This window comes from Morganella morganii (assembly GCF_019243775.1).
Lineage (GTDB): Bacteria > Pseudomonadota > Gammaproteobacteria > Enterobacterales > Enterobacteriaceae > Morganella > Morganella morganii.
Genome location: NZ_CP069157.1, coordinates 1,691,895 through 1,706,534 on the forward strand (window position 1 = coordinate 1,691,895; position 14,640 = coordinate 1,706,534).

General features: G+C 51.9%; 14 protein-coding genes. 10 read left to right on the plus strand and 4 right to left on the minus strand.

Annotated elements, in window-relative coordinates; all coding sequences use genetic code 11:
* The first annotated feature begins 158 nt into the window (after nt 1-158).
* From JL661_RS08160 to JL661_RS08175, 4 genes are all read left to right on the plus strand, one after another.
* On the plus strand, nt 159-602 hold the full coding sequence (locus JL661_RS08160) for a hypothetical protein (RefSeq protein ID WP_015422745.1): 444 nt from the start codon (nt 159-161) through the stop codon (nt 600-602).
* Between the two features lie 134 nt (nt 603-736).
* Nucleotides 737-1,957, plus strand: a complete 1,221-nt coding sequence (locus JL661_RS08165; RefSeq protein WP_004235526.1) for a sugar transporter — start codon at nt 737-739, stop codon at nt 1,955-1,957.
* Between the two features lie 97 nt (nt 1,958-2,054).
* Entirely contained in the window at nt 2,055-2,387 is a 333-nt protein-coding gene (locus JL661_RS08170; RefSeq protein ID WP_004235527.1) for an SMR family transporter, read from the plus strand.
* A 29-nt stretch (nt 2,388-2,416) separates the two neighbouring features.
* Entirely contained in the window at nt 2,417-2,722 is a 306-nt protein-coding gene (locus JL661_RS08175; RefSeq protein ID WP_004235528.1) for a putative hemolysin, read from the plus strand.
* A gap of 55 nt (nt 2,723-2,777) precedes the next feature.
* Here the strand turns inward: JL661_RS08175 and dsbB are convergent, their stop codons facing one another.
* The gene (gene dsbB / locus JL661_RS08180; RefSeq protein ID WP_004235529.1) at nt 2,778-3,308 is read right to left on the minus strand and encodes a disulfide bond formation protein DsbB; all 531 of its coding nucleotides are present in this window, start codon (nt 3,306-3,308) and stop codon (nt 2,778-2,780) included.
* Between the two features lie 162 nt (nt 3,309-3,470).
* Nucleotides 3,471-5,018: a sodium/proton antiporter NhaB gene (gene nhaB / locus JL661_RS08185; RefSeq protein ID WP_015422744.1), complete on the minus strand. Its 1,548-nt coding sequence runs from the start codon at nt 5,016-5,018 to the stop codon at nt 3,471-3,473.
* Nucleotides 5,019-5,254: 236 nt separating this feature from the next.
* Here nhaB and fadR point away from each other — a divergent pair, with 236 nt between their 5' ends.
* Nucleotides 5,255-5,968 (plus strand): fatty acid metabolism transcriptional regulator FadR, encoded by a 714-nt coding sequence (fadR, locus tag JL661_RS08190; protein ID WP_004235531.1) that lies wholly within the window; start codon nt 5,255-5,257, stop codon nt 5,966-5,968.
* 45 nt (nt 5,969-6,013) lie between these two features.
* Here fadR and JL661_RS08195 read toward each other — a convergent pair whose 3' ends face one another.
* A complete protein-coding gene (locus JL661_RS08195) occupies nt 6,014-6,874 on the minus strand; it encodes an alpha/beta fold hydrolase (protein WP_004235532.1) in 861 nt (286 codons plus the stop codon).
* 395 nt (nt 6,875-7,269) lie between these two features.
* Between JL661_RS08195 and JL661_RS08200 the strand changes: the two genes are divergently transcribed.
* The 5 genes from JL661_RS08200 to JL661_RS08220 all read left to right on the plus strand — a co-directional run bounded on the left by JL661_RS08200 (nt 7,270) and on the right by JL661_RS08220 (nt 13,634).
* Nucleotides 7,270-8,568: a D-amino acid dehydrogenase gene (locus JL661_RS08200; protein WP_004235533.1), complete on the plus strand. Its 1,299-nt coding sequence runs from the start codon at nt 7,270-7,272 to the stop codon at nt 8,566-8,568.
* Between the two features lie 26 nt (nt 8,569-8,594).
* Complete coding sequence (gene alr, locus JL661_RS08205; RefSeq protein WP_004235534.1) at nt 8,595-9,665, plus strand: alanine racemase; 1,071 nt, start codon at nt 8,595-8,597, stop codon at nt 9,663-9,665.
* A 96-nt stretch (nt 9,666-9,761) separates the two neighbouring features.
* Complete coding sequence (gene hypF, locus JL661_RS08210) at nt 9,762-12,056, plus strand: carbamoyltransferase HypF (RefSeq protein WP_062771538.1); 2,295 nt, start codon at nt 9,762-9,764, stop codon at nt 12,054-12,056.
* 133 nt (nt 12,057-12,189) lie between these two features.
* Nucleotides 12,190-12,948, plus strand: coding sequence for a MipA/OmpV family protein (locus JL661_RS08215; RefSeq protein WP_004239151.1), 759 nt, complete (start codon nt 12,190-12,192; stop codon nt 12,946-12,948).
* A 95-nt stretch (nt 12,949-13,043) separates the two neighbouring features.
* Nucleotides 13,044-13,634 (plus strand): YiiX family permuted papain-like enzyme, encoded by a 591-nt coding sequence (locus JL661_RS08220; RefSeq protein WP_036415875.1) that lies wholly within the window; start codon nt 13,044-13,046, stop codon nt 13,632-13,634.
* Nucleotides 13,635-13,669: 35 nt separating this feature from the next.
* On the opposite strand, the gene JL661_RS08225 is transcribed toward JL661_RS08220, so the two are convergent.
* The gene (locus tag JL661_RS08225) at nt 13,670-14,551 is read right to left on the minus strand and encodes a D-hexose-6-phosphate mutarotase (protein WP_004235538.1); all 882 of its coding nucleotides are present in this window, start codon (nt 14,549-14,551) and stop codon (nt 13,670-13,672) included.
* Nucleotides 14,552-14,640: the final 89 nt, after the last annotated feature.

The window sequence follows — 14,640 nt, forward strand, 5'->3', positions numbered from 1 at the left end:
GCCGGATTGTAAACCCCCGGTTTCCGGGATTTCCGCAGAGTACGCAGGAATGATTTTTTCCCGGAATGTTACTGTCAATCGCCGGTATTTTCGTTATTCTGTCCGGCCTTGATATTTTTTTATTTTCCGGCAGCGGAAATTCAGTAACAGGATGGGTTATGAGTTCAGCAGAAACGGTATATCAGGTTGATCAGAAACGCAGAATTATCACCTGTGTCATTACATTCTTTGTGGTTATTGTGCTTTATATCGCACTGGCGTATTTATTTCAGACACGGATGCCGGGTGTGGCTGCCGCACTGGGTCTCACGGTATATGTCTATATCGCGCAGTTCCCGGTGATTAAAGTGTACGGCGATAAACTGACATCCAAAATCGCGGTCGGTAAAGTGGTCGCAATGCCGTTTGACGGCGGCCATTTCTCCCTGCAGGAAGTGAAGGGGCTGAAGGCGTTAATGGTCTCGTTTTCCACGGACTCTTATATTCTTAGCTATCATCCGGCAAACAGCCGCCGTGTCCGTATTGTCGGACCGACACTGAAAAAGGCGCAGTTAAAAGCGATTTTTGACGCCATCCCGGAACAGTCAAAACGCGCGTTATAATACTGTTGCCTGGCGATGATGCCGGGTATTTGCTTCTGTTCCCGCGTTTCCCGTGAAAACCACATGTGTTACCATGGTCACACTTTTCTGCTCAAAAGCTGTATCGATACAGCTTTTCTTTACGGGGGACCATAATGACTGAAACCCTGTCACGAAATCAGGCCTGGCTGCGGGTAATGGTACTTGCGGTGGCGGCATTTGTATTTAATACCACTGAATTTATTCCGGTTGCACTGCTGAGTGATATCTCGGCGGGTTTTTCGATGCAACCCGCAGAGACCGGACTGATGATCACCATTTATGCCTGGGTGGTGGCGCTGACGTCGCTGCCGCTGATGCTGCTGACGGCGCGTATTGAGCGGCGCAAATTGCTGCTCTGGTTGTTTACCGTATTTGTGATAAGCCACATAGTGTCCGGGCTGGCGCAGCGTTTTGATGTGCTGGTGGTCAGCCGGATCGGTGTCGCACTGGCACATGCGGTGTTCTGGTCGATCACCGCATCGCTGGCTGTCAGGGTGGCTCCGCCCGGTAAAAAATCTCAGGCACTAGGGTTGCTGGCGACCGGTACGGCGCTGGCAACCGTGTTGGGGCTGCCGATTGGCCGTGTTATCGGGCAGTGGGTCGGCTGGCGGATGACGTTCTTCTGTATCGGCGGTCTGGCGTTGATTACCATGGCGGCAATGGCGCGTTTTCTTCCGCTGCTGCCGAGTGAGCATTCCGGCTCCCTGAAAAGTATTCCGGTTTTGTTCAGACGACCGGCGTTAGTGGGGATTTTTGTGCTGACCGCGATTGTGGTAACCGGGCATTTCACTGCTTATAACTATATTGAGCCGTTTGTGCAGACCGTTGCCGGGAAGTCACAGGATTTCGCCACGCTGTTTCTGCTGATTTTCGGGGCTGCGGGGATTATCGGCAGTGTGATTTTCAGCCGTTACAACACCCGGCTGCCGCTGCTGTTTCTGCCTGCTGCGATAACACTACTGACGGTATGCCTGATGCTGCTGATGACCAGCCGCGTGACCGATACCGCGCTGATTATCCTCGGGGTTGTCTGGGGGATCGGTATGATGTGTACCGCGCTGGGGTTACAGGTCAAAGTGATCGATTTGTCACCGGATGCCACCGATCTGGCGATGTCTGTTTATTCGGGCATTTTTAATATCGGTATCGGCGGCGGGGCGCTGCTTGGTAATCAGGTGATTATTCATATGGGAATGGAACAGATAGGTTATGCTGGAGCGGTGTTTGCTGTGGCGGGTGTGCTTATCTCACTGTTTGTTTTCAGCCGTTACCGGGCCTTGTTTATACAAAGGCCGAAAGCGGAGAGCCGTATTACCTCGCATAATCCGTCATAAATTAATCATATCCCGCACCGTTTCGCTGCGGGATTTTTTTTCTGATTTCTTTATAATATCCGCCTTACTGAGTGATAAAGATATGAACGGGTGATTTATGAATGGTTTATTGTGGCTGACGCTGGCCGTGGGCGCAGAAGTGGTGGCGACCTCAATGTTACGGGCGGCGGACGGTTTTACCCGGCTGATACCGTCGGTCGTGGTGGTTATCGGTTATTGTGTGTCGTTCTGGGCACTGTCTCAGGTGGTGCGGATGATGCCGCTGGGGATAGCGTATGCTATCTGGTCCGGAATGGGGATTGTGATTGTCTCTGCCGCCGCTTATTTTATCTATCACCAGAAACTGGATTTACCCGCAGTTATCGGGATGGCTCTCATTATTGCGGGTGTATTAGTGATAAATTTATTCTCGAAAAGCAGTGTTCACTGAGCTGCATCCGCAGCTATGAGGCCATAATCATGATATCAGTTCCATTTCTCCGCCGTCCGGGGCGGGTATTGTGCAGTGTTATTGTTGCGGCAGCGGCTTTTGCTGCGGGTTGCAGCAGTTCACCGGATACGGTGCAGCAGAAACAGATCCCGCGCTATCAGCAACCGTTAATTGATTTAACCGAAGATGCCCGTGCCAGCTGCAGCTATGCAGGCGGAACGCCGTCACTTATCCGCGAGCTGAACGGCGCACAGACACCGGGGTGTCAGTTTGCCAACGGCAAACGCTGCAGTCAGCAGTCACTGCTTTCCGGAAGTTGCGGATCGGTATTGTGAGAGATGCTCTGAACAGCCGCGTTATGATAACGCGGCTGTTATTGATTGGGTAAGATCAGAACAGGCGACGCGGCTGTTTGCGGTGAATGAACTGGGATAATAATACCAGCGCACTGATCAGCAGATATACAGCAAAGATACCGATAAGCCACTGCGGCATATCCAGTTTCAGGAATACCCATTGCTGAACCGCACAGTCACCGGATGCTTCGAACACTGACGGAAGCCAGGTATTGAGCGGCAGCCATTCCGGGAAATTCACAAAGAAATCACAGGTATTGAACGGAGACGGGTAGAGCTGGATCATGGTGTGTTCCCATGACAGCTGTAATCCGGCAATCCCGCTGTAAATCCACAGGACAATAGCCAGCCAGCGGATAATGGCGCTGCGCGGCGCTATCCAGCCCAGGAATCCGGCAAAGGCAATGCCCAGAACGGCAATACGTTCATAAATACACATCACACACGGCTGTAATCCCATTCCGTGCTGAAAGAACAGGGCGATACCGTCGAGTGCCAGTGCGGAGATCATCAGTAAAAACCATGCACTGCGGCCCCGCGAACACTCATAAAGATAAGTCAGCATAATTGTATCCGGGTTATCCGATTAATAAGAAACAGATTAACTAACGCAGCGACTGTACGATAAAAAATACAGCAACGCACCCCTTTTCCGCATTTACGGCGGGCAGAAACAAAAAAACCGGAATAACACTGTTATTCCGGTTAGTACAGTGTAAAAAGGTGGTTACGGCAGTGTAATCACACCATTGGCAGCCATCCATTCTGAAACCGGCACCAGCCATAATTCAACACCGAAGAAACCGACCAGTGTCATCACGATGGTGTAAGGCAGCGCCATGATCACCATTTTTCCGTAGGAAAGCCGGATCAGCGGTGCCAGTGCGGACGTCAGCAGGAACAGGAATGCCGCCTGGCCGTTTGGTGTCGCCACTGACGGCAGGTTTGTCCCGGTATTGATAGCAACGGCCAGATATTCATACTGTGTATAGGATACCAGTCCGGCTTTCATCGCCGTCATTGCCTCATTGATATAGACCGTGCCGACAAAGACGTTATCAGAGACCGCCGAAAGCAGGCCGTTGAACAGATAGAACAGCGACAACTGCGACGACGGATCCGAACTGAGGACAAACTGGATAAACGGTGTGAATAATTTCTGGTCAACAATTACCGCAACGACGGAGAAAAACACAGTCAGCAGTGCGGTAAACGGCAGTGCTTCTTCGAAAGCCTCACCGAGAGCATGTTCTTCCGTGATCCCGCAGAATGCCGTCGCGAGAATAATCACTGATAAACCGATAAGTCCGACTTCGGCGAGATGCAGAGCCAGCGCAGTAATCAGCCAGATACCGATAAGGCCCTGAACAATCAGCTGCATTTTTTCCTGTTTAGTCCGGCGTGCTGCGGATTTTTGTGCATTATCTTCCAGTACGGCTCTGACCCGCTCCGGCAGTTCCGCACCGTAACCGAACAGTTTAAACCGTTCCACCAGGTAGCAGACCAGCAGACCACAGACAAACACCGGAATTGTCACCGGTGCCATGCGCAGGAAGAAATTCACGAAATCCCACCCGGCATGTTTGGCAATAATCAGGTTCTGCGGTTCACCGACCATGGTCATCACGCCGCCGAGAGCAGTACCGATACCGGCATGCATCATCAGGCTGCGCAGAAAGGCGCGGAACTGGTCCAGTGTCTGGCGCTTTTCGGTGCTGTCGATAAATTCATCATCACTGAGCGTCACCGTTTCTTTTCCGGAAGAGGCATACTGATGATAAATCGCATAAAACCCGACAGACACACTGATCACCACGGCGATCACCGTCAGTGCATCCAGAAACGCGGATAAAAAGGCACTTGCCAGACAGAAAGCAAGAGAAAGCGCGCGTTTGGAACGGATAGACAGGAGCAGTTTGGTAAACAGAAACAGCAGCAGCTGCTTCATAAAGTAAATACCGGCAACCATAAAGATCAGCAGCAGGATAACCTCAAGGTTATTCACAATCTCATGGCTGATTTGCGCCGGCGATGTCATGCCGATCAGTACCGCCTCAATCGCCAGCAGGCCGCCGGGTTGCAGCGGATAGCATTTCAGCGCCATCGCAAGGGTGAAAATAAACTCAATGACCAGCAGCCAGCCGGCTGTAAAAGGGTCAATAAAGAAGTAAACAACCGGATTTATAATTAAAAAAAGAATAATAGCAAGCTTATACCAGTCAGGGGAGTGACCCATGAAGTTCTTCAGGAAGGCCTGCCGCATTGATATTTCCATTGTTGCTGTGTGTCCTCCGCAGGGGGTGAAAAGATGATCCGCGTATAACTACAGTGCTTTATACTACGCCGGTATTCTGAATTTATTAAGAATTTAAATCAACTGATGGTCACAGGTTGTACCATTGTGATTTATGACCGGATTCACTCTTTCGCAAGCTGATTGCTATATCGCAGCGTCACATTCTGTTATCATCCGGATAATTGGAAGGTTAATTGTTTTGGACGAAGTCACCTATGGTAATCAAGGCGCAGAGCCCTGCGGGGTTTGCAGAAGAGTATATTATTGAAAGTATCTGGAATAACCGCTTTCCGCCGGGATCCATTTTACCCGCAGAGCGTGAGTTATCTGAACTGATTGGTGTGACCCGGACAACCCTGCGTGAAGTGTTACAACGCCTTGCCAGAGATGGCTGGCTGACGATTCAGCACGGTAAACCGACAAAAATTAATAATTTCTGGGAAACATCCGGACTGAACATCCTGGAAACCATTGCCCGTCTCGATCACGAAAGCGCGCCGAAACTGATTGAGAACCTGCTGGCAGCCAGGACCAATATTGCCTCTATTTTTATCCGTACTGCGTTTCGCAATAATCCGGAAAAATCACTGGAAATTCTCAGTCAGGAAAATGAACCGGATGATAATTCCGATGCGTTCAGCCAGTATGATTATGACGTGTTCCGCGGCCTGGCATTTGCCTCTGGTAACCCGATTTACGGTCTGATCCTCAACGGTCTGAAAGGGTTGTACACCCGTGTCGGCCGCTTCTATTTCGCAAGCCCGGAAGCCCGTAAACTGGCGCGGAATTTTTATCAGCAGCTGACCGGCCTGTGCCGCGAAAAAGCCTATGATAAAGTGCTGGATTGTGTCCGCAGCTACGGCAAAGAGAGCGGTACTATCTGGCAGACCATGCAGAGCGGCATTGCACAGGATCTGAATCCGCAGTAACACAGACGGTATATGATGAAAAACCGGCGCTGAGCCGGTTTTTTGTTATGCGCGGGCCAGTGCCTGTAATATCGCCTGTGACTGTGTCCAGAGCAGGGAGCCACCTTCTTCCGCAAACAGATGATGCTCCGCGCGGGGAAAGCGTCCCGCCAGGATTTTGCCGCCATCCGGGGAGTGCACGGTACTGGTGTCCTTTTCCCCGTACCACAGTGACACCGGACAGGTAATTTGCTCCGGTGTAAATCCCCATTCCTGCATGGCAATCAGCAGATCCTGTGTATAGCCTTCATTTCCCTGAGAAAATGCCTCTGTCATACACTGCCGGTAAGCGGGTAAAAAATCTGCCGCCTGATAAACTGCCAGGTCTGTTTCCCCGCTGTAGTTCAGAATGAAACTCATCAGCCAGTCTGCGGTGATATTTTCCCGTACCCATGAGGTAAACCCGTCAGGCTGAGTCCGTGCGTTCTTCTGCATATCAATGATATCAGCAGATAACAGCGCCCGGGTTGGCGGGTAATCGAACTGATCCTGCCCGGAAATCAGTGCCAGCGCGGAAACTTGCGCATAATAGGCCAGTGCCATGGCATAAACCGCACCCTGAGAGAATCCGGCTGCTCTGAACCGGGTGTAACCCAGCGACTGCATCAGAAAAGTGACATCAGCGGCAAAGGATTCCGGTGATTTTCCGGCATCGGGAGAAGAATTACCGAGCCCGGGGCGATCCGGTGTGATCAGCCGGATATTATTGTCTGCCAGGTAAGGAATACCGAAGCCGGCAGAGCCACTCATGCCTGCACCAGTACAGAACACAACCGGAATACCGGTCTCAGGGCCGGAGTCATACCAACTGAAGCGGCGGCCGTCGGGTAAGAGGGTGATGTTTTTACGTTGGTTTTTAATATTCATCGTTATTACCGGAAAATATGCCGGAAGGCATAAAAAAGAAGAGGGGTTTTCTGATAAATAACCGGCGTAACGTAAATATACGGATTATTTATTCAGTCTGGTGTCATCGGCAACAAAGACGGGTGTCCGGTTGCGTTTCGCGATGAGTTCGCAGCGGTGCCTGCGACAGATAGACTGCATACTATTTAACAAATGCTTATATTACAAGATAATAAAACCATTTTCGGATAAAAGGATAATTTAATTAATTATATCAGTGATTAAAAAAAACACTGTTTTGTGACAGGCAGCAAAGAAACAGACTTAATATGACGTGAGGGGATTCCGCTATGTTGGCAAAATGTTTCTGAAATATTATGCTGATGCTAATGTGAAATAAATAACAAGGCGGCAACATGAACATTGTCATCCTGGGAAGTGGTGTTATCGGTGTTACAACAGCCTGGTATCTCGCGCAGAAAGGGCACGATGTGACTGTTATCGACAGGCAGCCGGCGGCGGCGGAAGAAACCAGCTTCGGTAATGCCGGGCAAATATCTCCCGGTTATGCCACGCCGTGGGGGGCGCCGGGTATTCCGCTGAAAGCCGTGAAATGGATGTTTGAAAAACATGCCCCGCTGGCCATCAGGCCGGATGGTTCGCTGTTCCAGCTGCGCTGGATGTGGCAGATGCTGCGCAATTGCGGTGCTGATTATTACGTCATGAATAAAAGCCGCATGGTACGGATTGCGGAATACAGCCGTGACTGCATGAAAGCATTACGTGCCGAAACCGGAATACAGTATGAGGGGCGTCAGGGTGGCACACTGCAACTATTCCGCACACAAAAACAGCTGGATAACGCAGCCAATGATATTGCAGTTCTGAAACAGGAAGGCGTGGCGTACCGCCTGCTGAGTGCCGGTGAACTGCATGAGGCAGAACCGGCGCTGGCCCATGCGGAACATAAACTGGCGGGTGGCCTGCAACTGCCGAATGATGAAACCGGGGACTGTAATTTGTTCACCAAAAGGCTGGCAGAAATGGCGGAGCAGGCCGGAGTGAAATTCCGCTTCGGTGTCAATATACATCGCCTGCAATTCAGCGGTGATCGTGTCAGCGGGGTGATTTGCGACGAGGAAGTGATCACCGGTGACCAGTATGTGGTGGCGCTGGGGTCATACTCGACAAAATTACTGCACGGCCATATCGCTATCCCGGTGTATCCGCTGAAAGGTTATTCTCTGACCATGCCGATTATTGACGAAAGCCGTGCTCCTGCATCCACGGTACTGGATGAAACCTACAAAATTGCGGTGACCCGTTTTGACCAGCGTATCCGTGTCGGCGGCATGGCAGAAGTGGTTGGTTTTAACCTTGATATTGTCAGACGGCGCTGCGAAACACTGAAAATGGTGGTGCAGGATCTTTACGGCGGCGGCGGGGATATCAGCAAAGCCACTTTCTGGACCGGTCTGCGCCCGATGACACCGGACGGCACCCCGATTGTCGGGCCGACTGCGTACAGTAATCTGTTCCTCAATACCGGCCACGGCACCCTCGGCTGGACAATGGCCTGCGGCAGCGGGCAGTTGCTTGCCGATATTATGTCCGGCGATAAACCGGCTATCCGCGCGGATGATCTGGCAGTATCCCGTTATCTGAACGGGTTCAGAACCCGGCTGGTGATCCCGCAGCAGTTACATACCGCATAACCAACAAAATAAGGAGCGGTGATTTTATGCCTCGTCCGATACAGGCTGTGATTGACAGTGAAGCTGTCCGCTATAATCTGGCCCGGGTAAAAGAGCGGGTCAGCCCGTCCCGGGTATGGGCAGTGGTAAAAGCGGATGCATACGGACATGGCATTGAACGGATTTTTCCGGCACTGGCGCAGGCGGAGGGCATTGCGCTGCTGGATTTCAGTGAGGCAGTGAAGGTTCGTGAACTGGGCTGGCAAAAGCCGGTTTTGCTGCTGGAGGGATTTTTTCAGCCAGAAGATCTGTCACTGATTGACCGTTATCAACTGTCAACATCTGTACACAGCGAGTGGCAGATTAAAGCGATAGAGGAAGCTTCATTTATTCATCCGCTGAATGTGTATCTGAAACTGAACAGCGGCATGAACCGATTGGGTTTTTCTCCGGCGGCGTACCTGAATGCACTCCAGCGTCTGACAGTATTACCACAGGTCGGCACTATCACACTGATGAGCCATTTTGCGGATGCGGATTTAACTGCCGGTATTCATAAACAGATGTCGCGCATTGCACTGTTCAGTTCTCTGAACTTACCGCAGTGTCTGGCAAATTCCGCAGCGGCCATGTGGGAACCGGACACCCGCGCGGATGAAGTGCGCTGCGGTATCATCCTCTATGGTGTTTCACCCAGCGGCAACAGTGCGGATATTGCAGAGTTCGGCCTGAAACCGGCGATGACTCTCCGCAGTGAAATTATTGCTGTTCATGATATTGAAGCCGGTGAAACCGTGGGTTATGGCAGTCGTTTTACCGCCGCGGCACCGATGCGGATTGCCACCATTGCCTGTGGTTATGCGGATGGTTATCCGCGCCATGCACCGGACGGCACACCGGTCTGGATTGCCGGACAGCGCTGCCCGCTGGCGGGACGGATCTCCATGGATATGCTGACAGTTGATATCACCCGCTGTCCGGAGGCGGATATCGGTACACCGGTTGAATTGTGGGGCGCGAATCTTCCGGCGGATGATGTCGCACAATATGCCGGGACTATCGGCTACGAACTGCTGACAGCGCTGGCACGGCGGGTACCGGTGATCACTGCCGGGTAATTATACGTCTTTCCGGCTGTTTTTATGATCCTGATAAATACCCGGCCACTCTGTGCGCAGTAAACTGTTCCGGTTGAAATCAGGCAGGAGTGCGTTATGCAGGCGGGTGTGGAAATCCGGGTGAAGGGAAAAGTTCAGGGAGTCGGGTTTCGTCCGGCTGTCTGGCAGATAGCCCATCAGATGGGATTGTGCGGTGATGTCAGCAATGACAGTGAAGGGGTGCTTATCCACCTTCCGGCAGAAGCGGATATCGCCGGTTTTATCAGCCGGTTACAGGCACAATGCCCGCCGCTGGCGCGAATCGACCATATCGGGCAGCAGCATTATACCTTTGAACAGTGTCCGGCGGCATTTACCATCACCGCCAGCGGACAGGGGGAAATGGATACCGAAATTATCCCGGACGCAGCAACCTGTGATGTTTGTCTGAGTGAATTGTTTGCCCCCGGCAACCGCCGTTACCGTTATCCTTTTATTAACTGCACACACTGCGGGCCCCGTTTCACCATTATCAGGGGAATGCCGTATGATCGTCCGAATACCGCGATGTCGGTTTTTCCGTTTTGTCCGGTGTGTCAGCATGAATACCGTGACCCGGCAGATCGCCGCTTCCATGCTCAGCCGAATGCCTGTCCGGATTGCGGACCGCATATCTGGCTGACGGATCCGCAGCAGCAGATTACCGCCCGCTTTGATGATGCTCTGTCAGCCGCAGTCCGTTTGCTGAAAGACGGCAAAATTCTGGCGATGCAGGGACTGGGTGGCTTTCACCTGGTGGCGGATGCACAAAACAGTGACGCTGTGGCCGTACTGAGAGCCCGAAAACACCGGCCTGCCAAGCCATTTGCGGTGATGATACCGTCCGTTGACTGGTTGGCGGAATGCACAGGCAGGAAGCCGGATCCCGGCCTGATTACCCTGCTGAAAAGCCCTGCCGCACCGATTGTGCTGACAGATGAACCGGAAGTAATCGCCGCATTGTCTCCGCTGGTCGCACCAGGATTGTGTGAAACCGGCATTATGCTGCCGTCTAATCCGTTACAGCACCTGTTGCTGCATGATATTCAGCGCCCGCTGATTATGACCTCCGGGAATGCATCAGGCCATACTCCGGCGCTGGATCACGCAGCGGCATTTGAGCAGCTCAGTTCCATTGCCGATGCTTTTCTGTTACATAACCGCGAAGTTATTCAGCGGGCGGATGATTCCCTTGTCCGCTATCAGTCCGGTGATATTCAGGTGCTGCGGCGCGCGCGCGGTTATGTGCCGGATGCTATCGATGTCAGCACAGTGACCGGCAAAAATCCGCCGGCAGTTCTGGCACTGGGTGGTGACCTGAAAAACACCTTCTGCCTGCTGCATCATCAGCAGCTGATTACCGGGCCGCATCTCGGGGATTTGGCTGATCTCTCCGTACAGGGGCAACTGGAGGCTTCGCTGAAACTGTTTGAGCGGATTTATCAGTTCAAACCACAGGTTATCGCCGGGGATGCGCATCCCGGCTATATCAGTCATCAGATGGGGATGGCACTGGCACAGGCGCATCAGGTGCCGTTCATGCCGGTTTATCATCATCACGCGCATATTGCAGCCTGTCTGGCAGAACATGGCTGGCGTCAGGAAGATGGTGAAGTCGTAGGGATAGCACTGGACGGCCTCGGATACGGCGCGGATAACACACTATGGGGCGGTGAAATCCTGGCGGGTGATTACCGTCATATGACCCGTACCGGCGGGTTACCGGCCGTGAGTTTGCCGGGGGGCGACAAAGCGGCGGTGCAGCCGTGGCGTAACCTGCTGGCTCATCTGTATCACGCCGGTTTGTGGTCGTCTTCACCACTGGCATCACGGCTTGCCGGGAAGAATGTATCATTACTGATTAAAGCCATTGAGCAGGGTATCAATGCCCCGAAAGCATCATCCTGCGGGCGTTTGTTTGATGCAGTGGCTTGTGCGCTCGGATTAACCGCAGATCAGATAAGCTGGGAAGGGGAAGCCGCCTGTGCGCTGGAAAATTGCGCGTTACAGTGTCACAACCAGAATGAGCTTATTACCGGTGAAACACTGCCGCTGACTGCGGATAACACTATTAATTTACGTCCGCTCTGGCAGATGCTGGCGGATGATACTCAGACAATACCGGAAAGAGCATTCCGTTTTCATGTACTGCTGGCAAATACGGTTGCCGGGCTGGCGGATGATACAGCAACCCGGAAAAATACGGATACCATCGTGCTCTCCGGCGGCGTGTTTAATAACCGGTTGCTGCGCCGTATTATTAAGGACAAATTAAGCCACAGGCAGGTGCGGGAACCCCGTCAGTTGCCGTGTGGTGATGGCGGAATAGCGGCTGGTCAGGCACTTATCGCTGCAATGACATTACTTAACTGAAACCGGTGGCACGATTTAGCACAGTAAATATTTGTAATTTTTATCATCGCTGAATTATCATTCACCGTAATATATGCGCCCCGCAAACATTTGTTGCGGTAATTTGTACATGAATTTAACTCAGGAAATGATAATGCATAAGAAATTAACCGGCCTGCTCAGTCTCAGTATGTTAACTGTCATGTCAGCCTCTGCCTTTGCAGACGACGGAAAATGGTCTGTCGGTGCTTCCGTACTTTATCAGGAGCAGGCATACCGCGGCACAAAAACATCTGATAAATTTATGCCGGTTCCGATGGTTAACTATGAAGGTAAAAACTTTTATTTTCATACTTTAGCGACCGGTTATTATCTGTGGAATGACAAAAAAGATCAGCTGTCCGTTGACCTGTTCTACTATCCGCAGGCATACCGTGCCAAAGATAATAAAGATTCCCGCATGCGCAAACTCGATAACCGCCGTGATACTGCCATGGCCGGGCTGAGCTACCGCCATCATGAAGAGTGGGGAACACTGCGTACCAACTTCTCCGGAGATATCCTGGGTAAAAGTGACGGTATGCGTTTTGATGCCGCTTACCTTTACGGGTTTGAGGGCGATAAATGGTCTGTCCAGCCGGGCGTGGGTGTAATCTGGTCCAGCGAAAAACAGAACCGTTATGAATACGGGATCACCGCTGCTGAATCCCGCCGCAGCGGTCTGGATGAATACCGTCCGGGCAGCAGCTGGACACCGTATGTTGAGGTGACCGGTCATTATCAGTTTGATGAAAACTGGTCTGCATTCGCCATGGGCCGCATCGACCTGTTACCAAGTGAGGCCAAAGACAGCCCGATGGTGGATAAAAAACACACCTCTATCCTGTGGACTGGTGTGACTTATACTTTCTGATAATTCAGTGGTATAACAGAACTGCACCTGACCTGTGTCCGGTGCAGTTTTTTTATGGCTGTTAACCATGCCGGAGGACTTCTGTGATCAGTGTATTGCGTCATTGTCTGCTGTTGCTCTGTTTTTTTGCCTCCGCTGTGTACGCGTGGCAGCCGCAGCAGGGCGATATTATTTTCCATACCTCGCGCACCTCTCAGAGCCTCGCCATACAAAAAGCGACCGGGTCGGTCTACAGCCATATGGGGATTATTCTGCTGCGTGACGGTAAGCCGTATGTGTATGAGGCGGCAAAAACAGTCCGCTTTACACCGCTGAAACAGTGGATTGCACGCGGCACCGGTAACCATTACGTGGTGAAACGCCTGAAAAAGCCGCTGAGTGCCTCACAGCAGCAGGCGTTATACCGTGAGGCGATACGGTATCAGTCCCGGCCTTACGACCTGACATTTTCATGGGATGATGAGCGGATTTATTGTTCTGAACTGGTCTGGAAAATCTATAAAAATGCCCTGAATACAGAGGTCGGTCAGTTACAGACATTGCGGGAGTTTGATTTATCTTCACCGGAAGTACAGGCAAAGATGAAAGAACGGTACGGAAAGGCGGTTCCGCTGAATGAAACGGTGATTTCGCCGGTGGCTGTGTTTGATTCACCGCTGCTGACAACGGTATATGAAAGCCGGTAAGCATTCACCGGCTTTATATGTTCCTGAGCAGCCCGTCAGCCTATTTTCGGGTTCAGGCGGATACGGACGGAGAGATGGGACGGTTTATCGCCCTGCGGAGCCATAGGGCGGTTAATCCGCGCACTTTCAGCACACACCATCGTTTTATAGCCATCATCCGGCATATCGGCCATTGAAGCGGACAATGCTGCACCCGGGTTCCAGCACACCACATCGCTGTGATGAAAGTGCACCACTTCAATATGACGTTTTAATTTCTTATCGTGGATATAGGTGGATTGCTCCGGCTCGGTATAGATGCGGTCGGTACGGCCGTTGAAAACCAGCTTTGTCTCTTCCGTATATTCTTCACGCTGTGACAGATTATCCAGCAGATGCTGCCCCAGCCCGCTGATACTGACCTGTGCAATATCGCCGACGGTAAAATAGGTATGCAGTGCAGCGGTTGCCTGATACTGCCCGTAAGCTTCCAGCTCAACCTCACAGGTGTCTCCCAGGCGGATGCGGGCGATCAGTGTGAACTCGTGCGGCCACAATTTGCGGGTTTCCGCACTGTCACGCAAGGTGAATGTGAGAAATACACCCTCTTCATTTTCATTATGAGCCGTGAACTCCCACTGCATAATACGGGCAAAACCGTGGGAAGGCGCCTGCACCGGGCCGAACCACGGCCAGCAGATCGGGATCCCGCCGCGGATGGCCACACCCGGGGTAAATGCACTGTTTTCACTGAGCCATAATCCCGGCTGTTCTGAACCGGCCGGTTGCCATGCCAGCACCTGTGCTCCCTGAAAACTGACCGCAGCACGGACTTTCGGATGGTCGATCACAATAACCGGCAAATCCCCCATCTGACGCTGGGACAGCGAAGGGGTGATCGGACTGGTAACCGGTAACGCAAGAAGGCGCTCAATCATAATTTACCCTTTTGTAATAAAAACAGGACATTTACTTTCTACTTTACGACTGTTTACCACAAAACAAAAGAGCCGCAAAAGCGGCTCTT